The 25,252-nt window shown below is 73.4% G+C and carries 26 protein-coding genes and 1 pseudogene; 17 read left to right on the top strand and 10 right to left on the bottom strand.

Going from position 1 to position 25,252, the window contains the following annotated elements; genetic code table 11:
• The first annotated feature begins 1 nt into the window (after position 1).
• From ACIA8O_RS17605 to ACIA8O_RS17595, 3 genes are read left to right on the top strand one after another with little or no spacing between them, the layout of a single operon-like run.
• On the top strand, positions 2-1,189 hold the full coding sequence (locus ACIA8O_RS17605) for a cupin domain-containing protein (protein ID WP_396294728.1): 1,188 nt from the start codon (positions 2-4) through the stop codon (positions 1,187-1,189).
• Positions 1,186-2,346 (top strand): aldo/keto reductase, encoded by a 1,161-nt coding sequence (locus tag ACIA8O_RS17600; protein ID WP_396294727.1) that lies wholly within the window; start codon positions 1,186-1,188, stop codon positions 2,344-2,346. Before ACIA8O_RS17605 ends, ACIA8O_RS17600 begins: the two co-directional genes overlap by 4 nt.
• On the top strand, positions 2,286-2,909 hold the full coding sequence (locus tag ACIA8O_RS17595) for a hypothetical protein (protein ID WP_396294726.1): 624 nt from the start codon (positions 2,286-2,288) through the stop codon (positions 2,907-2,909). Before ACIA8O_RS17600 ends, ACIA8O_RS17595 begins: the two co-directional genes overlap by 61 nt.
• A gap of 53 nt (positions 2,910-2,962) precedes the next feature.
• Here ACIA8O_RS17595 and ACIA8O_RS17590 read toward each other — a convergent pair.
• Positions 2,963-3,118, bottom strand: a pseudogene (locus tag ACIA8O_RS17590) (IS5/IS1182 family transposase); the annotation flags it as partial.
• A gap of 207 nt (positions 3,119-3,325) precedes the next feature.
• Between ACIA8O_RS17590 and ACIA8O_RS17585 the strand changes: the two are divergent.
• From ACIA8O_RS17585 to ACIA8O_RS17575, 3 genes are all read left to right on the top strand, one after another.
• Positions 3,326-3,907 (top strand): hypothetical protein, encoded by a 582-nt coding sequence (locus tag ACIA8O_RS17585; protein WP_396294725.1) that lies wholly within the window; start codon positions 3,326-3,328, stop codon positions 3,905-3,907.
• Between the two features lie 378 nt (positions 3,908-4,285).
• Entirely contained in the window at positions 4,286-5,035 is a 750-nt protein-coding gene (locus ACIA8O_RS17580; RefSeq protein ID WP_396294724.1) for a hypothetical protein, read from the top strand.
• A 43-nt stretch (positions 5,036-5,078) separates the two neighbouring features.
• Complete coding sequence (locus tag ACIA8O_RS17575) at positions 5,079-5,252, top strand: hypothetical protein (RefSeq protein WP_396294723.1); 174 nt, start codon at positions 5,079-5,081, stop codon at positions 5,250-5,252.
• A gap of 51 nt (positions 5,253-5,303) precedes the next feature.
• Here ACIA8O_RS17575 and ACIA8O_RS17570 read toward each other — a convergent pair whose 3' ends face one another.
• Both ACIA8O_RS17570 and ACIA8O_RS17565 read right to left on the bottom strand, forming a co-directional pair.
• Positions 5,304-5,870: a hypothetical protein gene (locus tag ACIA8O_RS17570; RefSeq protein WP_396294722.1), complete on the bottom strand. Its 567-nt coding sequence runs from the start codon at positions 5,868-5,870 to the stop codon at positions 5,304-5,306.
• 67 nt (positions 5,871-5,937) lie between these two features.
• On the bottom strand, positions 5,938-6,537 hold the full coding sequence (locus ACIA8O_RS17565) for a hypothetical protein (RefSeq protein WP_396294721.1): 600 nt from the start codon (positions 6,535-6,537) through the stop codon (positions 5,938-5,940).
• Positions 6,538-6,711: 174 nt separating this feature from the next.
• Between ACIA8O_RS17565 and ACIA8O_RS17560 the strand changes: the two genes are divergently transcribed.
• The 7 genes from ACIA8O_RS17560 to ACIA8O_RS17530 all read left to right on the top strand — a co-directional run bounded on the left by ACIA8O_RS17560 (position 6,712) and on the right by ACIA8O_RS17530 (position 11,749).
• On the top strand, positions 6,712-7,416 hold the full coding sequence (locus ACIA8O_RS17560) for a RibD family protein (RefSeq protein WP_396294720.1): 705 nt from the start codon (positions 6,712-6,714) through the stop codon (positions 7,414-7,416).
• A 90-nt stretch (positions 7,417-7,506) separates the two neighbouring features.
• Complete coding sequence (locus tag ACIA8O_RS17555; protein ID WP_396294719.1) at positions 7,507-8,337, top strand: sulfurtransferase; 831 nt, start codon at positions 7,507-7,509, stop codon at positions 8,335-8,337.
• A gap of 131 nt (positions 8,338-8,468) precedes the next feature.
• Complete coding sequence (locus ACIA8O_RS17550; protein WP_396294718.1) at positions 8,469-9,320, top strand: SDR family oxidoreductase; 852 nt, start codon at positions 8,469-8,471, stop codon at positions 9,318-9,320.
• Positions 9,320-10,381, top strand: a complete 1,062-nt coding sequence (locus tag ACIA8O_RS17545) for an S-adenosylmethionine:tRNA ribosyltransferase-isomerase (RefSeq protein WP_396294717.1) — start codon at positions 9,320-9,322, stop codon at positions 10,379-10,381. Before ACIA8O_RS17550 ends, ACIA8O_RS17545 begins: the two co-directional genes overlap by 1 nt.
• Positions 10,382-10,538: 157 nt before the next feature.
• Positions 10,539-10,790, top strand: a complete 252-nt coding sequence (locus ACIA8O_RS17540; protein WP_396294716.1) for a hypothetical protein — start codon at positions 10,539-10,541, stop codon at positions 10,788-10,790.
• 49 nt (positions 10,791-10,839) lie between these two features.
• Entirely contained in the window at positions 10,840-11,139 is a 300-nt protein-coding gene (locus tag ACIA8O_RS17535) for a barstar family protein (RefSeq protein ID WP_396294715.1), read from the top strand.
• Between the two features lie 223 nt (positions 11,140-11,362).
• Positions 11,363-11,749: a VOC family protein gene (locus ACIA8O_RS17530; protein WP_396294714.1), complete on the top strand. Its 387-nt coding sequence runs from the start codon at positions 11,363-11,365 to the stop codon at positions 11,747-11,749.
• A 96-nt stretch (positions 11,750-11,845) separates the two neighbouring features.
• Here ACIA8O_RS17530 and ACIA8O_RS17525 read toward each other — a convergent pair whose 3' ends face one another.
• The 4 genes from ACIA8O_RS17525 to ACIA8O_RS17510 form a co-directional block, all read right to left on the bottom strand.
• Entirely contained in the window at positions 11,846-14,803 is a 2,958-nt protein-coding gene (locus ACIA8O_RS17525) for a polysaccharide lyase family 8 super-sandwich domain-containing protein (protein ID WP_396294712.1), read from the bottom strand.
• Between the two features lie 216 nt (positions 14,804-15,019).
• On the bottom strand, positions 15,020-16,048 hold the full coding sequence (locus ACIA8O_RS17520) for a LacI family DNA-binding transcriptional regulator (protein WP_396294711.1): 1,029 nt from the start codon (positions 16,046-16,048) through the stop codon (positions 15,020-15,022).
• 357 nt (positions 16,049-16,405) lie between these two features.
• Positions 16,406-16,726 (bottom strand): DMT family transporter, encoded by a 321-nt coding sequence (locus ACIA8O_RS17515; protein ID WP_396294710.1) that lies wholly within the window; start codon positions 16,724-16,726, stop codon positions 16,406-16,408.
• A gap of 2 nt (positions 16,727-16,728) precedes the next feature.
• Positions 16,729-17,400, bottom strand: a complete 672-nt coding sequence (locus ACIA8O_RS17510) for an FMN-dependent NADH-azoreductase (protein WP_396294709.1) — start codon at positions 17,398-17,400, stop codon at positions 16,729-16,731.
• 112 nt (positions 17,401-17,512) lie between these two features.
• On the opposite strand from ACIA8O_RS17510, the gene ACIA8O_RS17505 reads away from it, so the two are divergent.
• Both ACIA8O_RS17505 and ACIA8O_RS17500 read left to right on the top strand, forming a co-directional pair.
• Positions 17,513-18,130: a TetR/AcrR family transcriptional regulator gene (locus tag ACIA8O_RS17505; RefSeq protein WP_396294708.1), complete on the top strand. Its 618-nt coding sequence runs from the start codon at positions 17,513-17,515 to the stop codon at positions 18,128-18,130.
• Positions 18,131-18,202: 72 nt separating this feature from the next.
• Positions 18,203-18,709 carry a hypothetical protein gene (locus ACIA8O_RS17500; protein ID WP_396294707.1) on the top strand — a complete coding sequence of 169 codons (507 nt, stop codon included), beginning with the start codon at positions 18,203-18,205 and terminating at the stop codon, positions 18,707-18,709.
• A gap of 154 nt (positions 18,710-18,863) precedes the next feature.
• Here the strand turns inward: ACIA8O_RS17500 and ACIA8O_RS17495 are convergent, their stop codons facing one another.
• Positions 18,864-19,673 (bottom strand): phosphodiesterase, encoded by an 810-nt coding sequence (locus ACIA8O_RS17495; RefSeq protein ID WP_396294706.1) that lies wholly within the window; start codon positions 19,671-19,673, stop codon positions 18,864-18,866.
• 244 nt (positions 19,674-19,917) lie between these two features.
• On the opposite strand from ACIA8O_RS17495, the gene ACIA8O_RS17490 reads away from it, so the two are divergent.
• Positions 19,918-20,808, top strand: coding sequence for a hypothetical protein (locus tag ACIA8O_RS17490; RefSeq protein WP_396294705.1), 891 nt, complete (start codon positions 19,918-19,920; stop codon positions 20,806-20,808).
• Positions 20,805-22,679 carry a hypothetical protein gene (locus ACIA8O_RS17485; RefSeq protein WP_396294704.1) on the top strand — a complete coding sequence of 625 codons (1,875 nt, stop codon included), beginning with the start codon at positions 20,805-20,807 and terminating at the stop codon, positions 22,677-22,679. The genes ACIA8O_RS17490 and ACIA8O_RS17485 overlap by 4 nt, the downstream gene beginning before the upstream one ends.
• Before the next feature lie 83 nt (positions 22,680-22,762).
• On the opposite strand, the gene ACIA8O_RS17480 is transcribed toward ACIA8O_RS17485, so the two are convergent.
• Positions 22,763-23,701 carry a MerR family transcriptional regulator gene (locus tag ACIA8O_RS17480; RefSeq protein WP_396294703.1) on the bottom strand — a complete coding sequence of 313 codons (939 nt, stop codon included), beginning with the start codon at positions 23,699-23,701 and terminating at the stop codon, positions 22,763-22,765.
• 109 nt (positions 23,702-23,810) lie between these two features.
• Positions 23,811-25,250, bottom strand: a complete 1,440-nt coding sequence (locus ACIA8O_RS17475; RefSeq protein ID WP_396294702.1) for an MFS transporter — start codon at positions 25,248-25,250, stop codon at positions 23,811-23,813.
• Between the last annotated feature and the right edge of the window lie 2 nt (positions 25,251-25,252).

Genomic DNA, 25,252 nt, shown 5'->3' with positions numbered 1-25,252 from the left:
CGTGACCACCGAGACTCTTTCGGTGGCCCAGCGTCTGGGCGGGGACCAGTTCCTCGCCCGGACGTTCGGCCGCAGCTACCACGTTGCGCGCGGCGATGCCGCGTCGGTTGCCGGTCTGGTGAGCTGGGATGACCTCAACGCCATCCTCACGCAGCACCGGCTCGAAGCCCCGCGGTTCCGGCTTGCCCTGGATGGCGAACAGGTGCCGGCCTTCCGCTACTCCCGACCGGTGGTGACCCGCCGCAGCACCACCTGGCAGCGACTCCAGACAGCCTCCCTGCACGAGCAACTGGCCAACGGTGCCACGCTGGTGCTGGACGCGGTGGACGAACTGCACACCGGCGTCGGTCGCCTGGCCAAGCACCTGGAGAACTGGCTCCGTACCGCGGTGCAGGTCAACTTGTACGGCTCTTGGACCGGCACCGAAGGCTTCGGCACCCACTGGGACGACCACGACGTGATCGTTGTCCAGCTCGACGGTGCGAAGCGGTGGAGGCTGTACGGCCCGACCCGTACCGCCCCGATGAACCGAGACGTCGCCACGCCCGAGGAACCGCCGGAGCAGCCGGTTGCCGACCTGGTGCTGGGTCCCGGCGATGTGCTCTACCTGCCCCGTGGCTGGTGGCACGCGGTCGCCGCGTCAGAAGGCCAGCACTCGCTGCACCTGACCTGCGGGCTCCAGACGACCACCGGAGCCGACCTGATCACCTGGCTGTCCGAGACGCTGCGCGGCCACGAGATCGTCCGGACCGACATTCCTCGGTTCGGCACCGAGAGCGAGCAGCGCGAGTTCCTGGACCAGATCGCCAAGCTACTGGTGGACGAGTTGACCAGCTCCGACCTGATAGCCCGGTTCGGGCTGGCCAGTGACGCCACGGAGCCGGGCCGGCTCGCACCCTCGCTGCCTTACGTCCACGGCATCCCGCCGGAGCAGCAGCTGCGGGTCCACCTGGTCGTCGCCCGGCCCCACCTGGCGACCATGCCGGACGGCACCGCCCAGCTGATCGCCGGCGGCGAGGAGTGGACCTTCGCCCCGAAGGCACTCCCGCTGCTCCAATTGCTGCTGAACGGCTCGTCGCACAGCTTGGGCGAACTGGCCGCCGCAGCCGGCCTCTCCGTGGAGCAGGTGGCTGCTCTGGTCAACGAACTCGTCAGTGGCCAGGTCGCTGCGATCGGAGCCGCACCATGACGGCGCAGCTCGGTCTGGGCACGTACCGCTGTACCGATGTCGAACGGGCCGCGGCCATGGCGGCGGCCCACGCGGGTGACTGGATCGACACGGCGCCCAACTACCATCGTGGCCTGGCCGAAGACGCCCTGTGCCAGGTGCTGGGCCACAACCCACAGGTCAAGGTCTCCACCAAGGTCGGATTCGTGCCGCGCCTGCTGTGCGGCTCGGCGGTGAAGGACGGCGTGCTCACCGAGGCCGAGGCCGAGAGCGGCTACAGTTTGGCTCCGGAGTACGTCGCCTGGCAGGTTGAGTGCAGTCGGCGCGGCTTGGGTCGTACACCCGACCTGGTGTTCCTGCACAACCCCGAGCACCACTGCGAGCCCCACCAGATCCGGGAACGTCTCTACACGGCCTTCGCAGCCTTGGAAGAGGCCTGCGCGGGCGGGCACATTCACGGGTACGGCGTGGCCACCTGGAACGGGTTCTCCAGCGGTGCGTTCAACGTGCCACTGCTGCTGGACCTGGCGACCAAGGCCGGCGGTCCGCACCACCACCTGCGCGCCATCCAACTCCCGTTGTCGCTCGTCAAGTTGGGCGCCATTGCGGAAGCTCTCGACGGTGGCGGCGTGCTGGCCGAGGCCCAGGTGGCCGGCTTGGACGTGTTCGCCTCGGCGCCCTTGCACGGTGGTGAAGTGCCGAAACTGGTCACGCCAGAGCTGGCCGAGCTGATCCGCCCCGGCAGTTCACCGGCGCAGGCCGGACTGGCGGTCGTGGCGTCGGCTCCGGGGAGTGCGGTGTGTACTGCTGTCGACCGATCACGCGGGACACTGGACCGACGCTGCCGCCACCGTGGCCCAGCAGCCGCTGTCGGATACCGTGATGCGAAGGGTCGTCGATGTACTCGGTACCTGAACCGGAAGTCGCCGATCGGATGCGCCGGGCTCATGCCCAGGCGGCCAGCCAGCTTCAGGCCCAGCCAGTTGGCGCCGGCGAGTCCTGGGGCTGGCACGGCCGAACCCTGGGACGTTTGGTGGCAACGCCGGTCGGCGACGGCTGGCTCCGGCTGGCCTGCGCGCCGCTCGAGAAGGCCGAGGGCAAGCTCTGGGAAGGCCCGATGGCCGCCGAGCTGTCGATGCTCCCGGACGTGCCGCGGCCCCGCCTGCGCCGTCGGCTGACCTGGGCCGACGGCGACCACGGCTACCTGGCCGAGCTCTACGAGCCGGTGCTGAACCGGACGGTCACGGTGGACGGCCCCGTGCTCCGCAACGAGCCCGCCCTCGATGAGGCCTGGTGGCAGGCACTGGTAGGGGCGCTCGACAGCGTGGCCAGCGTCTGGACCAGCCGGGTGGCCGTCCGGCAGGAGTACCTGGACCGAGCGATGCCCGAATTCCTCGGCGTACCCGTCGACACGAAGGTGCCGGCCTGGAGCACCGCCCACGGCGACCTGCACTGGGCCAACCTGACGGCCCCCATCTTGTCGGTCCTCGACTGGGAAGGCTGGGGCGTCGCACCGGCCGGCTTCGACGCCGCGATGCTGCACACCTACTCGCTGCTGGTGCCCAAGGTCGCTGCCCAGGTGCGCCGACACCTCGGTCACGTGCTGGACACTCCAGTCGGCCGCTTCTCCGAACTGGCCGTCATCACCATGCTGCTCCAGACCGTCCAGCGCGGGGACAACCTCGACCTGGAGAAGCCGCTGCGTGAACGGGCCTCCTACTTGCTCGACGCCGCGGTCTGACGCGCGCTGCCGCCGTTCTAGTCGGCGCGCCCGTCGCCGACGCGGTTGCACTCGGCGAGGGTGTCGTGCTTGCGCGGGGACACCGGTGCGACCAGGGTCCGCTGGGGGCGGAGCTTGCACCGGTGGTCACCCTCGTGGGTGACTATGGGCATCGTGACCCACTCGACGAGCGCGTGCGGCAGGCCCAGTGCGGCAGGACAGGTGACCAACGAGGCTCCCTGGCTAGCTGCTTGAGACGTGAGACATCTCGCTCAGCCGCCCAGGAGCCTCGTTCGTTCTGCCCTCATGCCGGCCGCTTGGCGATCACCCGATCGGTGCTCGCCCTGAAAGGTTCACTGGCATTCAGCCGACGAGGCCCAACTGCCCTTGCAAACCACCATCCGAACGTTTGCCCGCGCGGTTCGGGCGGAGCCGTCATGATGATCGGCATGACGATGATCGATGGGGCCGAGCCAAGGGCGCACCACTACGGGTACGCGCACCGGGTGCTGGCGGGGCTGGCACGAGACCTCGGAGTGAAGATGCTGGACCGCGAGCCGGCACCCGGATTCACAGGCGGACTCACGGCGATCTGGCAAGGGTACGGCGAGCAGCTCCCGGAATCGGAACGACTGTCCGCCGACGGGTTGTCGGCCGACCTCGTCCAGCGCGATGGTTACCGGGCCCTGCTCGTCATCCTGCCACCCGCGGTGGCACCGTCCGAAGCGCACCTTGTCGCAGTGGTGCAATCCGCCGAAGCCGAGCAGTGCCGGTATCTGACGCTCGAACACGGCGTCAGCCCGATCGACCGCCAGACGTACACGGTCCTCGGCGAATGGACCGCCGACGGTCAGCACATCAACCTTGGCCCGGGGCCTGCTGCAGAACCCGACGCTTTCCTCGCAGCTGTCGAGCGGGTCCTGGAACAGTCCGTCCCAGCCCACGCGGCCGCCCGGACCGGCACGCCGGAGATCGGGAAGCCCAGAGCGCGGGGATTGCGTGGGCTGTTCGGGCGGTGAACCACAGGCGGATGAGCCTGGTGATCCACACGACAAGCGCATGTGGCGGGTCCAGTGCGGCAGGACAGGCAGCCAACGAGACTTTCCGGCAGAAGAGTTGAGACACTAGACATCTCCCTCAACTACCTGGGGCCTTGTCCGTTCTCCGCCAACTCGCAACCGTCCGACCGTCACCCGATCGGTGGCCACTCTGAAAAGGCTCAGTGACAACACCGGGTCGGGTTCGAGCATGGGCAGCGCGGTCCGAGGTCTGCCGGAAGGAGCGCGGGTCAGGATCAGGGTCAGACATCAGCCGGGGAGAGGACCGTCGTGAACACTGCCGAGAAGCTCATCTCCCGAGCCCGTGGTGGGCGATTCGATGAGTTCCTGCCGGACTTGATGAGGCTGGCGACGCAGCTGGGCGGTGACCGCTCGGAGGTGTGGGAAGCGACTGCTGCCGCGGTCCAGGTGCTCTTCTGGCACGACCGCTTCGCCGAGGCGGCGGACCTGGCCGAACAGATCATCGCCAAGGACGGCCCGCTCGGTGGCGAGCTGTGCGACCAGGACGTTCCTTTCACCACGGTCTTCCTGGCCGCCGAGCTGCACGCGGGGCAGCCGGCCGGGCCCCGGCTCCTGGCAGCGGTCGACCACCTTCCCGAGGGCTCCGTCCTCGCGGACGAGCTGTCGTGGCTGGCGGGCGAGTTGACGGAGCGTCCGGTGGAGGAACTGCTGCCGAGCCACTTCGCATGGGGCGGTCCGTCCACCCCGCTGGACGAGGCCGCCGAGCAGTTGGCCGCGCGCGACCACGGCTCGCTGGACGACCGTGGCACGTACGCCCTCTGGCAGGCGCTGACCAAGGCCAATGACTTCGAGCGGGCCCACCGGATCATCGAGGCCACCGGTGAGGCGCCGGATCGCTATGCGCCGTGCCTGTGGATGGCGGGCTGGTACGCCACCAAAGGCGATCTCGTCAGCGGTGAGGGGATGCTCCTGGCGGCCCGTGACCGTTGGTGGCCCTACATGAAGTGGGACGCCATCCCCGACGATCCGGTCCTCCAGCCGGTCCTCCGACTGGCCGTCACGGACCGGGTACGAGAGCAGTACCTGACCAGGCCGATCGGTCCCGAAGCAGTGGAGAAGAAGGCATGACGCGGAGCTCGCTCGAACAGTTGGCGGGCCGGGCACGGGGTCGATGGGGCTGGGTGAGCGACTGATCCCGCGTCAGTTCTTCGTCATGGGCGGCACGTACGCGTTCGACAACCTGTCGGTCGAGGACGCCGCCCTCGCGATGCGGATCCGCGGCCCGGTCGCGCAGCAGGTCCACGGCGCTCCGGACGGCACGACGGTCCGCCTCGGCGGGGAGTGACCCGCGGCACCGGCGGACGGGCCGGTGCCCCGGGGCCGGGGTGTGGGGGCGTCAGCCGTGCATGACGCCGAGGTCGCGGGCCAGGCTCTCCAGGCCGTAGCGGCTGACGTGGTCGGCGTTGGCGAGGTCGATGGTGCGGACGCCCTCGGAGGCGAGGCGTTCGTTGACCTCTTCGAGGTGCTGCTGGACGACCTGCTTCTCGGCGTCGGTGGTGCGGCCCTTGTGGGGGCGGCCGGCGTGTTCGAGGCTGGCGTAGTTGACCCGTTCCTTGGCGGAGAGGGCCGTGGCGGTGGTGGTCTGGCCGGGGACGGTCCGGGTGGGGACGCGCTTGGCGCCGCGCAGCACCTCGGCCATCGGGGTGGCGACGGCCAGCCGGTCGAAGATCCCGGCCTCCATGACGACGGTCTCGGGCTCGTCGTGGCCCGGCCGGTACAGCTCGACCGTCACCAGGTCCAGCGCCAGCTCCTCCACCGAGGTCAGCTCTTCCGCCAGCGCCTCGATCTCGACCGGGCCGTCCGCCAGGTCGGGGTGCTCGCGCACCACGATCCGCACCAGGGCGCCGTCGTCCTCGGCGTGCTTGCCGGTCAGGTCCGAGAACCTGATGATCTTCTGGCCCATGTCTGCTGTCTGCCCCTCGTATGACGGATGATCAGCCGAGAGCCTACGCCGGTCCGGGACCGCCCCGTCACCGCTCCTGGGCGGGCCAGGCCGCCGCCAGTTCGTGGTGGTCGGCGAAGCGGGGCCCGGGGACCTCCTCGTGCACCGGCTCGCCGTTCAGCCAGCAGATCTGCTGGGTGGCCCGCTCGGTGTCGAGCAGGCAGCACGCCCCGCCGGCGGCGGCGGTCAGGCCGGTGAAGACCTCTCGGATGACCGCGGACCGTTCGAAGGCCAGGCTCATTTCGGTCGCGGCCGCGGTGAAGTCCAGCAACGCGTAGCCGGGGTGCCACCTCGGCTCGAACCAGACGGTCAGGTAGATGTACCCGATCGCCAGCCGCCCTTGCTCGTCGCGTTCCCAGTCGTGGGTCCCGGCGAGCTCGCGCATCGCGTCGTCGTCGACGCCGAACATGATCGTGGTGTCCAGGTTCAGCCGGCCCCCGGCCGAGCAGTCGACCGGATCGCTCTTGAAGTTCGAGGTGAACGGGAGGACCACCTGATCGCCCCCGGGGAGGGTGACCGTGGTCGGCGGCAGCCGACGCGTCCTCGGCGCCAGCTCGGCGAGTTCGGTCAGTGCGAGGGCCACGTTCCTGGCCGGAACGAAGACCTCGTAGCTGTAGTCGATCCCCATGCACTCCACCCTCCGTCGACCGAGTCGGAATCCTGTCACGGTGCCCTCTCCGGGGCTCAGGGTTTTGGCGGCGGGAACGACGCCGGGCAGGAGCACGGGTCCGCCTTCCCGATGACCTAGGGTCGGGACGGGCCGGGAAACGGATTCCGGGCCCGTCGAAGAACGGAGCCGGTGATGGCCGTCCGCCCCCATGTCCTGCTGAGTGTCGCCACCTCGATCGACGGGTGCATCGACGACACCTCGCCGCAGCGGTTGATGCTGTCGAACGCGGCGGACTTCGACCGGGTGGACCAGGTCAGGGCGGAGTCGGACGCGATCCTGATCGGGGGGAACACGATCCGCACCGACAATCCCCGACTGCTCGTCAACAGTGCGGAGCGGCGGGCCGCGCGGGTGGCGGCGGGGAAGCCGGAGTACCCGTTGAAGGTGACGGTCACGGCGAGCGGGGAGCTGGACCGGGAGCTGAAGTTCTGGCACTTCGGGGGCGGGAAGGTCGTCTACACGACCGATGCCGGGGCTGCGCGGCTGCGGGGCACGCTGGACGGGCTGGCGGAGGTGGTCGGGCTCGGGGGGACGGTGGACTTCGGGCGGATGCTCGACGACCTGGGGGCCCGTGGGGTGCGGCGGCTGATGGTGGAGGGCGGGGGGCGGATCCACACGCAGTTCCTGGCGGAGGGGCTGGCCGACGAGGTGCAGTGGGCGGTGGCGCCGTTGCTGGTGGGGGAGGCGGAGGCGCCGCGGTTCGTGTACCCGGCGCGGTTCCCCGGCGGGAGCACCCGGCGGATGCGGCTGCTCGGCGCGAGCACGGTCGGGGACGTGGTGCTGCTGCGGTACGCGCCGAAGGAGTCGGAGGGGCTGGAGGGACCGGAGGAGGGGTGACGGGGAAGGGCGGTGGGGGCGTGGGCCAGAATCGGGGTGCGGCGGGCAGCGCGGCCCGCGGCTCACGATCGGAACGTTAGGACGCCGCAGATGACTCCGCTTCCCCTGCCCGGACCGCTGGTCGACGTGCACTGGCTGGCCCGGCACCTGGACCACCCCGACCTGGTGGTGCTGGACGTGCCGGTCGGCGAGCGGGCGGACGGGGTCGAGCCGGTCCGCGGGGCCGGGGTGTTCGACCTGGAGGGGGCGTTCTCGGACCACAGGAGCGCGCTGCCGCACACCATGCCCTCGGTGGAGCGGTTCACGGCGGCGGTACGGGAGTTGGGGGTCGGCGACCGCTCCACGGTGGTGGTCTACGACGGTGTCGGGATCTACTCCAGCGCCCGGGCCTGGTGGATGTTCCGGGCGATGGGATTCGACCGGGTGGCGGTGCTGGACGGCGGCCTGCCGGCCTGGGAGGCGGCCGGGCTGCCCCGCGGCGGGAGGGCCGGGGACGTCGTGCCCGGGAACTTCACCGCCGTGCCCCGCCCCGGGCTGATCGTGGACCGCGAGGTGGTCCGGACGGCCCTGGCCGATCCGGCGCGGGCGGTGCTGGACGCCCGGACGGCCGGGCGGTTCGCCGGGACGGCGCCGGAGCCGAGGGAGGGGCTGCGGGGCGGTCACATGCCCGGTGCCTTCAACCTGCCGTTCGGGAGCCTCCAGCAGGACGGCCGGATGCTTCCGGTCGCCGAACTGCGGGAGCGCTTCGGTGAGTTGGTGGGGGAGCGGGAGGACCTGGTGTTCAGCTGCGGCTCCGGGGTGACGGCGTGCGTGCTGGCGCTGGGCGCCGACCTGGCCGGGTACGACCGGCTGGCGGTGTACGACGGCTCGTGGAGCGAGTGGGGGCTGCGGCCCGAACTCCCGGTGGTGACGGGGGAGTGAGGGCGGCCGACGGGTGTGCGGCCGGGGTCCTGCTCCCGAGGCCCTGCTCCCGGGGGAGTAGGCCCAAGGACCGGCAGGGCTGAGTCCGGTGGCCGATCCGGGGGAGGGGCGGTCGGGGTCACAGTGGGGGCATGGACAACACCACTGCTCGCACCACCTCCGCCGCCCCGTCCCCCTCCCGCGTCGCCGTCGTCACCGGAGCCTCCAGGGGCTTCGGCCTGGAGCTCGCCAGGGCGCTCGCCGCGGACGGCTGGCAGCTGGTCATCACCGCCCGGGGTGAGGCGGAACTGGCAGCGGCCGAGCGGGAGTTGGCGAGAAGCACCGAGGTCGTGGCGCTGGCCGGCTCGGTGGTGGACGACGGTCACCGGGAGCGGCTCGCAGAGGCCGCCGCCGCGCTCGGCGGCGCCGAGCTGCTGGTCAACAACGCCTCCACACTGGCCGGTTACCCGCTGGACGGGGAGCCGCTGCCGAAGCTCGCCGAGTTCCCGCTGCCCGGGCTGCTGGAGACCTTCGAGGTCAACGTGCTCGGGCCGATCGCCCTCACCCAGCTGCTGCTGCCCCAACTCCGCTCCCACCACGGCTCGGTGCTCAACCTCTCCTCCGACGCCGCGGTCGAGGCCTACGCCGGCTGGGGCGGCTACGGCGCCAGCAAGGCCGCGCTCGACCACGCCTCCGCCGTGCTCGCGGAGGAGGAGCCCGAGCTCCGGGTCTGGGCGGTGGACCCCGGCGACATGCGCACCGTGATGCACCAGGAGGCCTTCCCCGGCGAGGACATCTCCGACCGACCGCTGCCGGTCACCGTGGTCCCCGCCTTCCTCGCCCTGCTGGCCGGGCGTCCCGACTCCGGCCGTTACCGTGCCGCCGACTTCCGGCCCGTGCTCGGGGGCGCACTCGGCGAACCGCCGGTCGGCGTCGGCGCCGTGGCCGACGCCGAGGCCGGTGGCGTGGCCGTCGAATCCGTACCGACGACGGGAGGACACTGATGGCCACCGCCCTGGAACCCGGACTCGACTTCACCGTCCCGGCCGAACTCTCCGCCCGCGCACCGGCGGAGGCCCGCGGCCTGAGCCGCGACGGCGTCCGGATGCTGGTCGGCCGCCGGGCCGGACCCACCACCGAGCACCGGGTGTTCGGCGATCTGCCCGAGGTGCTGGAGCCCGGCGACCTGCTGGTGGTCAACAACTCCGCCACGCTGCCCGCCGCCCTGCCCGGCCGCCTCCCCGACGGGACGCCCGTCACCCTCCACCTCTCCTCGGCCCGGCCGGACGCCCGCGGTGCCCACCTGGTCGAACTGCGACGACCGACCGCCGGCGCGGCGGAGTACTTCCCGCCGGAACTCTCGCCCGCCCGACCGGGGTTGACCGTCACCCTGCCCGGCGGCGGCAGCGCCGAACTGACCGCCCCGCACACACCGAGGCTCTGGTACGCCCGGCTCGCCCTGCCCGCGCCGCTCACCGGCTACCTGGCGACCCACGGCCGGGCCGTCCGGTACGGCTACGTGGACCGGGACTGGCCGCTGAGCGCCTACCAGACGGTCTTCGCCAGCGAGCCCGGCAGCAGTGAAATGCCGAGCGCGGCACGGCCGTTCACCGCCGAGACGGTCGCCCGGCTGGCCGCGCGGGGCGTGCTGACGGCGCCGGTCACCCTGCACACCGGGGTGGCCTCGCCCGAGGCCCACGAGCGGCCGTACCCCGAGTGGTACCGCGTCCCGGCCGTGACCGCCCGGCTGGTCGGCCACGTCCGGGAGCACGGCGGCCGGGTGATCGCGGTCGGCACCACCGCCGTCCGGGCACTGGAGACCGCCGCGGCCGAGGACGGCACCGTCCGGGCGGCGGAGGGCTGGACCGAGGTGGTGGTCACGCCCGAGCGGGGCGTCCGGGCGGTGGACGGCCTGCTCACCGGCTGGCACGAGCCGCGCGCCTCGCACCTCGACCTGCTGGCCGCGGTGGCCGGTCGGCCGCTGCTCGAACGGTGCTACGCCGAGGCGCTCGAAGGCCGGTACCTGTGGCACGAGTTCGGGGACGTCAACCTGTTGCTGCCGTGAGCGGCGGTGGTCCGGTGGCCGAACGGGGCGGGCACGGGCCGGGCCCGGGGCGGTGGCGGTGAGCACGCCGTTCCGGGCCCGGCGGTCGTCTGCTGTCGGTAGGGTGGTGGTATGACGCCGGGTCAACAGGCCCAGCCACCCGACGAGGACCGGGCCCGTGACCCACCCGTACACTCTGCGCATCGCCAAGACCGTCGCCGCCGTGGTCGGCGACCTCCCCGGGCCGGCCCGCCAGGAGCTGCACCAGGCCCTGCTGCGCGCCCAGGCCCACCCCTACGGCTGGCCCCCGGCCGACCGGTACGACCTCGACGACACCGTCCGGGTCGTCACCACGCCGCACGCCATCGTGCACTACGCGGTCGTCCCCGCCTCGCCGCACCTGTGGGTCTTCGCGGTCACCGTGCTGTAGACCGCCGCGAGCACCAAGGGGACGAGGAGAGGGTGGCTAGGGTATCGGCGTGGAGACGAGCGAGCTGGTGATCGACGTGCGGGGCTTCCGGATCGAGTCCGCGGCGGAGTTCGCGGACGCGCTCAGGGCGGTGGAGCCCGAAGCGCTGCCCGGGTGGCGGGGGCGGTCGCTGGACGCCCTCTGGGACTACATCGAGCACCGGGGCTGGTCGGAGCGGATCGACCGCTACCAGGTCCTGGTGGTCCGCGCCGTCCGTGCAGGGCTGTTCGCGGACGGGAACCGGGCGGGCCACGACATCGCCGAGGTCTTCGGCGAGGCCACCCGGGCCCGGCTGGAGCTCTCCGACTGAGCGCCAGGGACACGCGGGAACCGTCTTGCAGTCAGCTGCCTTGCTCATTAAGGTCGTTCGTGTGACTACCGGGTCGGCCTTGGGCCATTCACGAGTGGGTTACCCGGCCTCGGCGTGAGCCCGAGGCGGGTGAGAGCCCCGCCGCTGTTCCGTTCTCCTTGCTTCCGGCGCCCTCGATCGGCGCACCTTCCAACGGATCCCGAGAGCGGAGACCACACCACTGATGACGCACGTCCAGCTCAACCACACGGCCGTCTACGCGAGCGACCGGCAGCGGTCGGCCGAATTCCTCGCCGGAGTCCTGGGGTTGGAGGTCGGCAACCCGTTCGGGCCCTTCCTCCCCGTGGACCTCGGCAACGGCGTGACCCTCGACTACTACGAGAAGCGCGACGAACCTGTGCAGGGCCAGCACTACGCCTTCCTCGTCCCCGACGAGGAGTTCGACGGCATGGTCGACCGCCTGCGGGCGGCCGGGGTCACCTACTACGCCAACCCGGACCACACCGACCCCGGTCGGGAGAACGACTGGTTCGGCGGCCGCGGCGTCTACTTCGCCGACCCCGACGGGCACAACATGGAGCTCATGACCCGGCCCTACGTCCGCCCGTAGGCCGGTAGGTCCGTAGGAGCCCACGTCCGTAGGAGCCCACGAGGGGCGGGCCGCCGGTCCTCCGGTGGCCCGCCCCCTCCGTGTCCTGACGGTGGGTCAGGAGCTGATCACCTCCAGGACGGGGTGGAAGGCGGCGTGGCCGCGGGCGTCGAGGTTGACCGCGAGGCCGACGGCGGCGAGGGGCTGCCAGACGGCCAGGGTGAGGGCGGACCGGCCCGCGGTGACGGCGGCGGTCACGTCCAGTGGGACCCAGTCGGGGGTGGTGGACATCCGTCCGGTGCCCAGGGCCTGGGCGAGGGCGGGGGCGTTGGCCCAGGTGACGGCGGTCTCGGTCCAGGGGGTGGTGGCGGTGGCGAAGGCCTGGAGGGTGGTGAGGGTGCCGCCGGAGTCGGCGACCGCTCCGTGGACCCAGAGGACGGCGCGCCGGACGGTGCCGGGGACGGCGGTGGTGTCGAAGCCGAACAGGGCGCGGCGGCCGTAGCCGCTGTCGGTGGTGTTGGTGTTCTTGACCGTCAGGGTGGTCGCGGTGCCGTAGTTGGTGGTGGCGTAGGAGCCGTCGCGGACGTAGCTGTCCTGGGTGGGGGTCAGCAGGGTCGCGGTGGCGGTGGCCGGGGTGCCGCCGGTGGTGGCGAGGGTGACGGTGCGTCCGGCGCCCTGGGTGCCGCCGAGCTCCACCAGGAGGGTGACGGTGCCTTCGGTGGAGAGCACGGTGACGCCGGGGTCGGTGGTGGTGGGGCGGCCGGTGCCGGGCAGGGTGACCGTGACGGTGGCGGACTGGCGGGACGGGTCGGCCACGGTGACGGTGCGGGTGGCGCCCGCGCCGGTGCCGGTGTCGCGGACCAGGACCGAGCAGGGGGCGGAGGCGGTGATCGGCCCGGCCGTCCCGGCGGCGAAGAAGTTGGCGGCGGTGACGCCCGAGGCGGAGTCCGATATCGCCTGCACGGTACGGGAGTTGGCGAGGGTGGTGACGGTCGGGGCGGCCGCCCTGGCGGCGGTGGCGGAGGGGGTGGCACCGGGGAGCAGTTGGTACTCGTACGAGGCGTCGGTGGGGTCGGTGCCGTGGTCGAACCAGAGGGTGAGGTAGCGGCGGGTGAGCTGCTCGGTGGTGCCGTTGGTGTTGATGTCGTGCCAACTGCCGTTACGGGCCTCGCGCTTGACCTGGAGGGAGGTGCCGGCCGGGAGCACGTACCCGCCGAAGCCGGAGACGGTGACGGCGCGGGCGCCGTCGAAGCGCTGGGACCAGCCGAGGGTGGTGGGCTGGGCGGTGCCGTCCACGGTGAGGGCGTGGGTGCCGGTGGGGCCGAGGTTGCGGTTGTCGACGACGGTCTCCACCGGGGTGCCGTCGGCGCAGCCGATGCCCGCGCCCAGGCAGACGACCGAATCGTCCAGCAGGAACCAGGACTTGCGGCCGGTGAGGGTGGAGGAGAGGCCGCGCAGGTCCTGGCCGACGGCGGCGTAGGTGCCGTCGGTGGCGCCGCCGGCCCAGGTGGAGTCCGGGCGGGGCGCGCCCCAGGCGCCGCCCGCGGCGTCGGCGAGCGGCTTGGCGGAGACGGTGGTGCCGGGCAGGCGGTAGGGGTCGACGGTGGGCCAGAAGGCGTCCGAGTACTGGCCGTTGCCGAAGCCGGCGCCCCACCAGGAGAGCATGCCGTTGTTGCTGTGCCAGCCGCGCAGGTGCTCGCCGTTGCCGGTCTCGTAGAAGGTGGTGCGGGCGGAGCAGAGGCTGAGCGAGGCGGCCCAGCCGGAGCGGCGGACCACGGCGCGGTCCATCGCGAACACGCGGGCGCCGAGCGGTTCGGGGGCGGTGGGGGTGGCGGACTCGGTGGTGGCCAGCAGGGCCTGGGCGCGGGCGAGTTCGGGGACGTCCAGGTAGCCGTTGGAGAGGTAGGGGAGGTAGTACTCGCGGGTGAGCCAGCCCTTCACGGCGGAGCGCCAGGTGGCGGACAGGTCGGCCGGGGCGGCGCCGGAGTCGGCGAGCCGGAGGATGTGGCCGATCAGGGTGTGGCCCCGGGTGTGGTCGTCCTGCTGGAGCTGGAACTGGTCGGTGCTCTGGCGGCCGCGGCTGACGGCCCGTCCGCTGACGGAGTCCATCACCAGGCCGTTGTAGAGGAAGGGCGCGTAGGCGTTGGTGACGGAGTCGAAGACGGTCTGGCGGGAGGGGTCGGAGACCTGCCAGGCGGAACCGGCCAGCAGGGCGAACAGCTTGCTGAGCCCGCCGAGCATCACCTCGCCGTAGGAGCCGGTGTACGGGACCCAGGTGTGCTGGACGAAGGAGCCGTCGGCGTAGAGGCCGTCGCCGGCCAGCACGTACGGGAAGACGGGGGAGAGGGCGGTGGTGGCGGTGGTGAGCTTGGCGGAGGAACGGCCGAGGACGCCGCGCAGGGACAGGACGCGGCAGAGGTCCACCCGGTTGGCTCCGGTGCTGGTGCCGGTGTAGCTCGCCACCCGGGAGTCGGGGACCTGGCGGTCCACGGCGGAGAGCAGGGCGGTGAGCTGGGTGGGCGTCAGACGGTCGCGGACCAGGACGCAGACGTCGAGCAGGGCCTGCGGGGTGCCGATCTGCCAGTCCCACCAGTTGCCGTAGGCGGTGGCGGTGGGGGTGTAGCCGCCGGGGGTGGTGTTGAGGTGGTCCAGGCCGGTGGTGATCGCGGTGGCCAGGGCCTGGTCGCCGGTGAGGCCGGTGCCGGGCTGGGACCAGGCCAGGGCCATGGTGCGCAGGCGGGTGTGCGAGACGGTGACGTTCGCCGAGTTGCTGCCGAGCGGGAGGTCCGGCCAGAGGGCGGTCGCGGTGGGGGCCATGCTCTGGAACTGGGCGCGGGCCCGGTCGCCGAGGGCGGCGAGGGTGGCGGCGTAGGGGGTGGCGGCGGGGTCGAAGCCGGTGCCGGTGAGCAGGTCGCGCCAGCGGAGGCGGAGGGTGTCGTAGGCGTCGGCCGCCGCGGAGGCGGGGGTGGGGGCGGCGGTGAGGAGGAGGGTGGAGGAGGCGCCGAGGGCGGCGAGTTGGAGCAGGCGGCGGCGGGAGAGCAGGGCGGGGCGGGGGGTGGTGGGCTCTGCGGGCATGGGGGGACGTCCTCCGGGGCGGTGGGGGCCGGGGCGGGACGAAGGTAAGCGCTTTCCTGAACGGCCGTCAATGGTGTGGACGGGATGGGGTGAGGCCCTGGTGGGTGGGGTGGTAAGCGCTTTCCCGGTGTGGCCGGGGCGCTCCGTGCCCGTACCTCGGGCCGGAGTGCTCGGAGTGGGGCGGCGCGGGACCTGGCGTGGCGCGGCCGGCTCGGGTCAGCGGCGGGGCGCGCCCGTGGTGGAGCGCAGCACCACCTGTACGGGCGCGTCGAAGCTGCCGACCGTGTCCGCCGGGGAGCGGAGCGCCAGCCGGACCGCCTCGGCGCCCATCAGCGTGAGCGGTATCCGGACGGTGCTCAGGGGAAGGCTCAGGTCCTCCGCGAGCGGTATGTCGTCGAACCCGGCCAGCGAGATGTCCTCGGGCACCCGGACCCCGCGTTCCCGGAGGGCGGCCAGCGCGCCCACCGCGCAGACGTCCGCGAGCGCCAGGACCGCGGTGGGGACCGTGCCGCGCTCGTCACCCCGGAGGAGGTCGGCCATCGCGCGCCGGCCACCCTCGCGGGTGAACTCGGACCGCAGGACCGCGGATTCGGGCAGCGCCACCCCGGCCTCGGACAGCGCGTCCCTGACCCCGGCCAGCCGCTCGCCCGGCACCCGGAGCCGGCTCGGTCCGGTGATCACGGCGAAGTCCCGGTGTCCGAGGGCGAGCAGAGCCCGCGTCAGCTCGGCGGCACCGGTCCGGTTGGCCGGGCGGACGGTGTGGTACTCCGGCCCGTGGTCCGTGACGGCGGCCACCGAACCGCCGCCGGCCCGGTACTCCGCGAGCGCCGCGTCCAGCCGTGCGGCGGCCTCGGGGTCGGTGTAGCCGGACCCGGCCAGGACGATCGCCTGCACCCGTTGGGCGTGCAGCATCCGGATTCCGCGCAGTTCGGCGGCGGGGTCGCCGTCGGTGTTGACCACCAGGGGCATCAGGCCCGCCGCGACCACGGCGTCGCAGGCGCCGCGGGCCAGGGCGGCGAAGTAGGGGTCGGAGACGTCGTGCAGCAGGATGCCCACGGTGGCGGTGCTCGCGCGGGCCAGGGCCTGGGCGGGGGCGTTGGGCAGGTAGCCGAGCGCGGCGGCGGTGTCCCGCACCCGTCCGGCCAGACCGGTGCTGACCTTGCGGGTGGACCCGTTGAGCACCCGGGAGGCGGTGGCCAGGGAGACCCCGGCCTCCCGTGCCACATCGCCCAGCGTCACACCCATGTCCACGGCTCCCGTTCGGCAGGTTTCGGGCAGTCAGGGTACCGGTTGGGCGGGCGGGGCCGGAGGGGGTACGGGTGGTGGCGGGTGGTCGGCCCGTCGGGCGGCGATGCGGTGGGGCGATGCGGTGCGGGGGAGGCCCACGCGAGCCGCCCACCCCCGTGGTCGCTCGCGTGGGCCGTCCGGGACGCGGGAGGCGGTGGCCGACCCGCTTGAGGACCGGGGCGGTGCGGCCTCCCTGGTCCCGGCCGCACCACCCATCCAAGCGCTCGCGCCACCGTGGGGAGCACTGGACGTCCGCACGGGACGACGAGCCGTCGGCCGGGTGATCCCACAGCGGCCCGGCACGTGCGGGGTGGGTCAACCGGCGGTGCCCAGGCGGACGGTGACCAGTCCGGCGGTGACCAGGGCCAGTCCGGCGACCTGGGTGACGGTGAGCTGTTCGCCTCCGAGCAGGGCCCCCGTCAGGACGGCGCCGACGGTGCCGATCCCGGTGAAGACGGCATAGGCGGGCCCGGCCGGGAGGTCGCGGACGGCGAGCCCGAGCAGGTAGACGGCGGCGAGCATGAGGGCGAGGCAGAGCACGGTCTGCGGGAGGCGGGTGAAGCCCTCGGTCGGTTTGATGCTGCGGGACCAGGCGACCTCGACGGCCCCGGCCAGCAGCAGCCAGATCCACGGCACGGTCAACCCTCCTTCGGGGGCGTGTGCCCGGCGAGCTCCGCGCCGAGTTCGGCGGCCCGGGCCAGGGCGGTGGCGGTGGAGTCGAGGTGCTGCGGGAGGCGGTCGGCGAGGGCGGGGTCGCTGAGGGAGTTGACCAGTTCGGCGCTGATCACCTCGGCGTCCTCGATCCCGTAGTGGCCCCGGAAGAAGTCGAGCAGGTAGCGGCCCTGGTGGTCGTAGGGCTCGCGCGGGGTGCCCGGCCCGTACGCGCCGCCGCGCGCGGAGAGGACCACGAAGCGGCGGGGGGCGAGGTCCATCTTCGGGAAGGTCACCTGGTCGATCCAGGCCTTGAGGGCCGCCGGGACGCCGAAGTTGTACATCGGAGCGCCGATCAACACCACGTCGGCGGCGAGCAGTTCGGCGAGCAGGGGCTCGGTGACGGCCCAGGCGCGACGTTCGGCCCCGGTCCGGACGGCCTCGGCGTAGCGGTCGGTCGCGGTGATGCCCTCGCGCAGGAGGGTTTCGCAGATGCCGGTCCAGCCCTCGGTGATCGGCGGGGGCGGGGCGAGGGTCAGGTCGCGGTGCACCACCTGGCCGCCGCCGTTCTGCCCCCAGGCCCGGGTGAAGGCGGCGCCGAGGCGGCGGGTGAAGGAGTCGGTGCGGGCGCTGCTGTCGAGGTGCAGGAGTCGAGGCACGGCGGAGGAACCCCCCAAGGCTCACGGGAAGTGGACGCTCTGTCCGCTTCCGGGTCGGTCTCACCGTACGAGCAAGTGGACGCTCTGTCCACTTGCTCGTTAGGCTGCTCCCGTGACCGAACTGCCGCCGCTGCCGCTCGCCGCCGACCCGCCGCCGAGGGAACGGGCCGACGCCGCCCGCAACCGCGCCCTGGTGCTCGCCGCCGCCGAACGGCTCTTCGCGGACGGCGACCCGTCGGCCGTCACCATGGACGACATCGCCAAGGCCGCCGGCATCGGCCGCGGCACGCTCTACCGGCGCTACCCCGACCGGGCCGCCATCGCCCGGGCGCTCCTCGATGAACACGAACGAGCGCTCCAGGAACGGATGTTGACCGGCCCGGCGCCGCTCGGCCCGGGCGCCTTCGGTGAGCCCGCCCCCACTCCGGCGGCCCGGCTCACGGCCTTCTACGCCGCGATGACGGAGCTGTTGGAGGCCCACGTCCACCTCGCCCTCGGCGCGGAGACCGGCCCGGCCCGCTACACCACCGGCGTCTACGGCTTCTGGCGGCTGCACGTCGCCCACCTCGCCCGCGAGGCCGGACTCGACGACCCCGAGACCGCCGCCGACCACCTCCTCGCCCCGCTGGCCCCCGAACTCTTCCGCCACCAACGCGACCGCGGCATCCCCCTCGACCGCATCACCGCCACCCTGGCCGACCTCGCGCACCGCATCCTGGGACGGGGCTGACGGGGCGTGGGGAACGACGAGCGCGGGAAGGCGCACCGGACGGCACGGGACCAGCGCGTGGCGGAGGCTCCGGTGGTTTCGCCGCCGGAGCCGTGGCGGCGGGTCCTGTTGGCGGCGGTCGGCGGGCTGGTGGCGGTCGGGTTCGCGTCCACGCCGGACGACGGTCGGGACTTGGTGATGGTGGTCTCCCACAACGGACTCGGCCTCTACGACGCCGTGTCCGGCGAGCGGTTGGCCCGGGAGTACGAGCCGGACGACGAGCAGCCGGGGGACGACCTCCGCTGTGACGGGATCGGGCCGTTGGAGGGTGTGCGGGTGCCGACCGCCGGGCTGTTCGGGGGAGGCCTGGACCTCGTGGCCCACGGCGGTTGGAGCCTGACGGTCGATCGGTCCGGGGCGGAGGGCGGGCAGGTGGTGCTCTCGGCCGACGGGGCGGGGCGCCGCGGAGCCCAGGGGACTGCCCGGTGGCGCCTGTTCGACGACCGGGCGGTGGAGCTGCGGGCGGCCGGGTTCTCGCCCTCGGGGCGCACGCTCGCCGTCGCCACCACGGCGGACCTGACGCTGTGGAGCCGGGCCTGAACGGGGCGGTGTGACGATCCGTCAGGGGTGACCCTGAGGCTCCTCGGCGCGTCCACCGCCCTCGTCCTCCGGGGGTCGCCCGCCGACAGGGCCGAGCGCCGCCGTGGTCGGTGTCCCGGTGCCGTGCGGACGGCGGGAGCACGGAGACGGTGGGTCAGAAGCCGCCGATGGTGGCCGCGGCGTGGCTGACGGGGACGGTGTGGGTGGTCCAGGCGGGGCGGTCGCCGGTGCGCAGGTGGAGGAGGAAGGAGGTCGGTTCGGGGAGGTAGTGGGGGACCTCGCCGCGTAGGGCGAGGCCGCTCTGGAGGTGGGTGCTGGGGGCGGTGGCGAGGAGGGTGCCGGCGAAGGTGGTGGTGGCGGGGCGGTGGACGTGGCCGGCGAGGACGCGGGCGACGTGGGGGTGGCGGGAGAGGAGGGCGGCGAGGGCGTCGCCGTCGGTCAGTCGCATGGCGTCGAGGAAGGGGATGCCGAGGTCGGCGGGCGGGTGGTGCAGGCAGACGACGGCGGGGAGCCGGGAACGGCGGGCGAGTTCGGTGTCCAGCCAGGCGGACTGCTCGGGGCCCAGGAGGCCGGCGGGGGAGCCGGGGAGGGAGGAGTCCAGGGCGAGGAGGGTGAAGGAGGCGTGGTCCACCGCGTAGTGCGTCCGGTCCGAGCCGCCGAGGAAGCGGGTGCCGCCGAACTCGGCGAGCAGCGCCTCGGGGTCGTCGTGGTTGCCGGCCAGCAGGTGGAGCGGTAGCGGGTAGCGGTCGACGAGTTCGCGCAGGACGCGGTAGGCCCGCCGGTCGCCGCGGTCGACCAGGTCACCGGTGATGACCACGCAGTCCGGCAGGGGGTCGAGGGTGAGGACGCGGGCCAGGGCCCGGTGCAGGCTCTCGGCGGGGGCGGCGGCGAGGGGGCCGCTGGTGAGGTGCGGGTCGCTGAGGTGGGCGACGGCGGCGGTGATGGTGGTCGTGGATGTGGTCACGTCCGAAGACTCCGGCGGGAGGAGCGGACAGGGCAACCGGTCATGCTCAGGGCGGAAGGGGCGGGTGGTCCTGGCGGGTCCGGGCGGGTCCGGCGGGGGTCGGTTGTGGGGATTTCGTGTCGGAAGTCCGGTGGGCGGACCTAGAGTTGGTGGTCCGGAATTCCGCTCGGTGGTGGGCGGTGCGGGGCGGCGTGGTGCGGCGTGGTGCGGTGCGGTTGGGGGTCGGGACGGGGTGCGGCATCGGATGAAGTCCGGGGCGGAGCGGGGCAACGAGGTCACGGCGAGCGGTTCGGAGGCCGTGGCCGTCGGGGGAGACGCCGAGAACGTGGTGATCGGTGACCACTCGACGTTGATCGTGCACCAGGCCCGCCCGAGGGTGCGGCGGAGCGCGGTGCTGGCGGGGGTGGCCGCGCTGGTGGTGGTCGGGGCCGGGGTGGGGTGGCTGGTGCTCGGGGACCGGAAGCCGGCCGAGGTGCCGATCGCCGCGGTGTGGCCGGCCCGGTTGACGGCGTGTGACCAGACGAGCAGGGCGGCGATGCCCCGAGGCGGGGCGGACATCGGCGCGTTGGACCTGGGGTTCGACAACGATCCGCGGAACTCGGCCGCTTCGCTCGGCGCGGCTTCGTGGAAGGCGGGGCTGCTGACGGTGTCGGTGAGTGCGGTGGACGAGCCGGTGACCGTCACCCGGCTGCGCCCCGTGATCCGGAGGGTCGACACGCCCCCGTACGCCTGGACCCTGTCGCACCCCAGCGGTTGCGGCGGGAACAACCCGCCGGTCTTCCCGGAGCTGGACCTGGACACGGGAAAGCTCAAGGTGAAGAAGCCGGACGGCAGTTGGGTGGAGGTCGGGACGGCGGTGGACGGCATCACCGGAACGTTGGTGGAGAAGGGCGGGACGCAGCTCGTGTTCCTCAAGGTGCTCTCCTGCGAGGCGAGTTACGAGTGGAGCCTGGAGGTCGGCTACGTGGTCGGCGGGGTCGACCGCACCACCAGCCTGGGGCCGTTCCGCTCCGCGGGGAAGCTCGACGGGGTGCCCGCCTACCAGCTCGGACCGCGGAGCGACGGGCCCGGACGCGTGCTCGTCCCCCTGGACCCGGGCAAGGACAGCGTGGACCCGTGCGCGGTGACCGCATGAGGGGGCGCGCTCGGTGGATCGTGCTGGTGGCCGGGGTGTTGGCGCTGGCGGCGGGCGGACTGCTGCTGGCGCGGCTGCCGGGGAGCGAGGGGCGGTCCGGTGGCCGGTTGCCGGAGGCGTGGACGCTCTGGCCGGTGGCCGCGCTCGGTCCGGAGCTCGCGGGCGGCCGGTTCAGCGCGGACCACCTCGCGGCGGGGCCCGAGGTGGTGGTGGCGGTGGGGCGGGGCGAGGGAGGAAGGCCGGGCGCCTGGTACTCGACGGACGGAGTCACCTGGCGGCCGGGCGATCTGGCGGGCCTGGCGGGTGGTCCCCGCTGGGGCGCAGAGATCAGCGGGCTGGTCCGGTACGGGGGCGGGTTCCTGGCGGCCGGGGTGACCACGGTCGGCGAGATGACCCCGGTGTTCGGTGAGACCATCGCCTGGCGGTCGGCGGACGGACGCAGCTGGACCCGGGTGGACGGCCCGCCCGTCCCCGATGGGTCCGGGGCCGGACGCCCGTGGCTGCACATCGACGGGGACCGGGCGGCGGTGGTGGTCTCGGAGCGGGAGATCGCCGTGCTCGGGCCGCAGGACACCACCTGGCAGCGGGTCGAACTCGAGCTCGGCGACTGCCGGTTGAACCGACGCGTGGACCTGGGCGGGACGCCGTCGTTGGCCGGTGCGGACTGCCCGGGTGGTGGTGCGGACAAGGGACGGGCGATGGTGCGGCTCGACGGTTCGTCAGGGAGCAGGCCGGTGCTGCGCGTTCCGGCCGGCGAGACCGGGGCCACGGTGGCCGTCGGTGACGGGAGTGCCGTCGCACTGGTGCGGTACGTGGTGTCGGAACCCGGGGCCGGCAGGACCGAGGGAACCGGTGGGGCCAGTACGGCGAGCGGTACGGCGAGCGGGGCGGCGACGCTTGAGCCGATGGACGGTGGCGGTGGCGACGACGGCGGTGAAGGCGGGGGCGAAGGCGGTGAAGGGGCGGCCGGGGGCCGGACGGAGGTGCGGATCTCGCGCAGCGGCGACGGCGGTGCGCACTGGACGGACGCCGCCCCGCCGCCGTTGCCGGAGGGAGCCGAGACGGGCAGTGGTGCGCCGGTGTACGTGCAGTGGACCGGCCACGGCTACGTCGCCACCGGCTGGGCGCAGGACCGATTGGGGAGCGTGCCGCTGGTCTGGGCCTCCGCCGACGGCGTGAAGTGGAGCGTGCAACGGATCGCCCGGTTCGCCGACGAGGGGAGTCTGGGTGCGCCGGTGGCGTTCCGGGGGATGCACCTGGTGCCCGCCGTCTACACGGGCGGGACGGCGGGGCTGCTGATCTCCGGCGGTCCGCCCCTGCGGGCGGAGGTGACGGGGAGTCAGACGGCTGTGGGCCCGACGGCCGCGGGCCCGTCGACCGGAGCTCCGGTGGCCGGGACTCCTGCGACCGGGACTCCGGCGACCAGGACGCCGACGGCTGGACCGCCGACGATCCAGCGGCCGTCGGTCGGTCCCCCGGAGACCGGGAGCCCGGCGCCGGACAGTACGGGGCCGAGCCTCACCCAGCGGATGGCCGGCACCTGGGGAGGGACGGTGGCCGGCGGGTCCTCGGCCACCGGCGGGACGGTCCGGCTGGGGATGCGGGCGGTGGAGACCGCGAGCGGGCCGCGCCTGTTGGTCGGCAAGCTGACCATGGACAACTGCTCGGCCGACGTCGTGCAGCAGCAGCGCCCGGCAGACGGGACGGTGCCGCTCACCGTCGAGAACGCGAAGGCGGAGGTGGCCGGGACGGTCTTCGGCTCGGCGTCCTGCCCGAGCCGGATCGAGCTGCGCCTCACCGCCGACGGCCGGCTCTCCTGGGTGGACGACCTCACCCGGCAGGGCGTGCTGGAGTCGATGCCGCCCGACTGACCGTCAGCCTGCCGTTCACCCCGCGGGCCAGGTGGGACGGGCCCTGCTCGTCACCGGGATCGGCGTTGCCGCAGCCTGCGGTGTCACGCCGGTGTCCGGGTGCCCACGGCCTGGATGAACCAGTCGAACGCCGGCGCCCGACTCTCCGGCGCCGACCAGCCGTTGATGACTGCGAGCAGCTGGAGGTACCGCTCCCTGCGCGGGTCGTTGGCGGTCTCCAGCCGGGTCAACAACCGCCGCCGAAGGTCGACGTCGTCGGGGCGGCCCAAGACGTCCGCGTACTGGGCCATGACCGCCGCGACGACCCGGTCGGCCCGGGGTGAGCTCGGGTCGATGCCGGCCGCCAGGGCCGGACCGACCTGGTCGAGGACCGCGGCGGTGGGGTCGCGGCGCAGGTGTGTGGCGCCGCCCCGGGCGCGATCGGCCACGTAGTGCTCGGCCATCCGCCGCGTGCAGGCGCGGAAGTCCGGGTCCTGGGACAGCTCGGCGAGCTCGATCCAGGCCTCGACCTGCTCGGCCTCGGGGTTGTCGGGAAGTTCGGGAGTCATCGAGCGCGTGATCCCCGCGAATTCGGGGGTGGCGTCCAGGAGGCCGCCGAAGGCGGTGTCGAGGAAGTCGTCGATCAGCCGTCGGCGTTCGTCCTCGGAGAGCTTGGCCAGCTTGTGCATGAGATCCATCTCCTCGGGGGTGGACCCGCGCTCGGCCACCGCCGTGAGCACCGCGCGCCGCAGGCGCAGCGTCCGGATCTGCACCGCCAGTGCTTCGGCGTGTGCCGCGGCGACCTCGGGAAGGGAGACCTCGCGGTCCACGACCTTCCGGACCGTGGGGAGGTCCAGTCCCAGGTCGCGCAGCGTCCGTACGAGATCCAGACGTGCGACGGCGTCGATGTCGTACAGGCGGTAGCCGGCCGGGCTACGGTCAGTCGGCGGCACGATCCCGCAGTCGGAGTAGAACCGAATGGCCTTGACCGTCAGACCCGTCCGCCGGGCCAGGTCACCGATCGAGTAGAGCGCGCCGTCCATGCCCGTACCCTCGCACCTCCCCCTACCGGAGACTCAAGCCCGTCCGCCTGCCGACGGCGAACCGTCCCTCGTCCACGAGTCCTGACCGTTCCTCCCGGCCGGGCCGGCGTCAGGGCCTGCGGGTGCCGGCGGTCTCGGCGCGGCCCGCCCGGGCGACCGGGAGGAGCAGCAGTCCGCACGCGGCCACCAGCAGCCACCCGGGCCGGGCTGCCGACGCCAGGTCGGCCGGGGCGGCGCCCGTGACCAGCACGCCCGCCAGTGCGATGCCCAGCGCGGAGCCGAACTGCCGTGCCGTGGAGGTGATCGCGCCCGCCACGCCGGCGCGGGCCGGGGGCAGGCCGCTCACGGCCGTGTTGGTGATCGGGGCGTTGGCGAAGCCGAAGCCGATCCCGACGAGCAGGTAGCCGAGCAGCAGCACCGGCAGGGGCGGGCTGCCGCCCCCGTCCAGGGAGAAGAGCCCGAACAGGCAGCCGCCGCCCGCCGTCAGGAAGCCACCGGCCAGCAGGAGCGGCCGGCGCGGGCCGACCCGTGCCGTGAGGCGGCCGGACCAGGGGGCGCAGACGGTCGCGCCGAGGGCCATCGGCAGGGTGGCCGTCCCGGCGGCCAGGGCGGTCCAGCCCCGGGCCTGCTGGAGGTAGAGCGTGGAGAGCAGCAGGGTCAGGCCGAGCGCGACGAAGACCGCCACCGCCCCGAGCACCGCACCGGTGAAGGCCGGGCGGCGGAACAGCCGCAGGTCCATCAGCGGCTCCGCACGCCGGCGTTCCACCAGGACGAAGGCGACGGTCGCGGCCGCGGCCACCGCGTAGGCGGCCAGCGCGGCGGGGGAGGCCCAGCCGATCCGCGGGCCCTCGATCAGCACCCCGATCGACACCCCGACCAGCCCGGCCAGCAGCACCTGTCCGGGCAGGTCGAGCCGCCGGGCCTGCGGTGCGCGCGACTCCGGTACGTAACGGACCGTCAGGACCAGGGCCACCAGCACCACCGGGACGTTGACCCAGAACAGCGAGCGCCACCCGAGGCCGTCCACCAGCGCGCCGCCGGTCACCGGCCCGGCCGCCATGCTCAGACCGAAGACCGCCGCCCAGATCCCGATCGCCCGGGCCCGTTCCCTGGGGTCGGGCATCGCGTTGACCACGATGGCCAGCGCCACCGGGCTGAGCATCGAGGCCCCGATCCCCTGCACGGTGCGGGCCGCCACCAGCCAGCCCAGGGAGGGCGCGAGCGCGCAGAGCAGCGAGGCGGCGCCGAACACCACCAGCCCGAGGCGGAAGACCCGGCGCCGGCCGAAGCGGTCGGCCAGGGCGCCGGAGGTGATCAGGAGCGCGGTGAGCACCACGGTGTAGGCGTCGACGGTCCACGCCAGGGCGTGCACCGAGACGTCCAGGCCGGTGCCGATGGCGGGCAGGCCGATGTTGACGATGGTGGTGTCCAGGCCGACCAGGAACAGGCTGAGGCAGCAGACCGCCAGCACCGTCCAGCGGCGGCGGGCGTCGAGCTCGGGCGGTGGCGGCGGTGCGGACGAGGTAGCGGCGGGGGCACTGGTCGTCATGG

This window comes from Kitasatospora sp. NPDC051853, from assembly GCF_044452665.1.
Classification (GTDB): Bacteria; Actinomycetota; Actinomycetes; order Streptomycetales; family Streptomycetaceae; genus Kitasatospora.
Note: the sequence above shows the minus strand (reverse complement) of the source record. Positions and strands in the feature narration are given on the sequence as shown.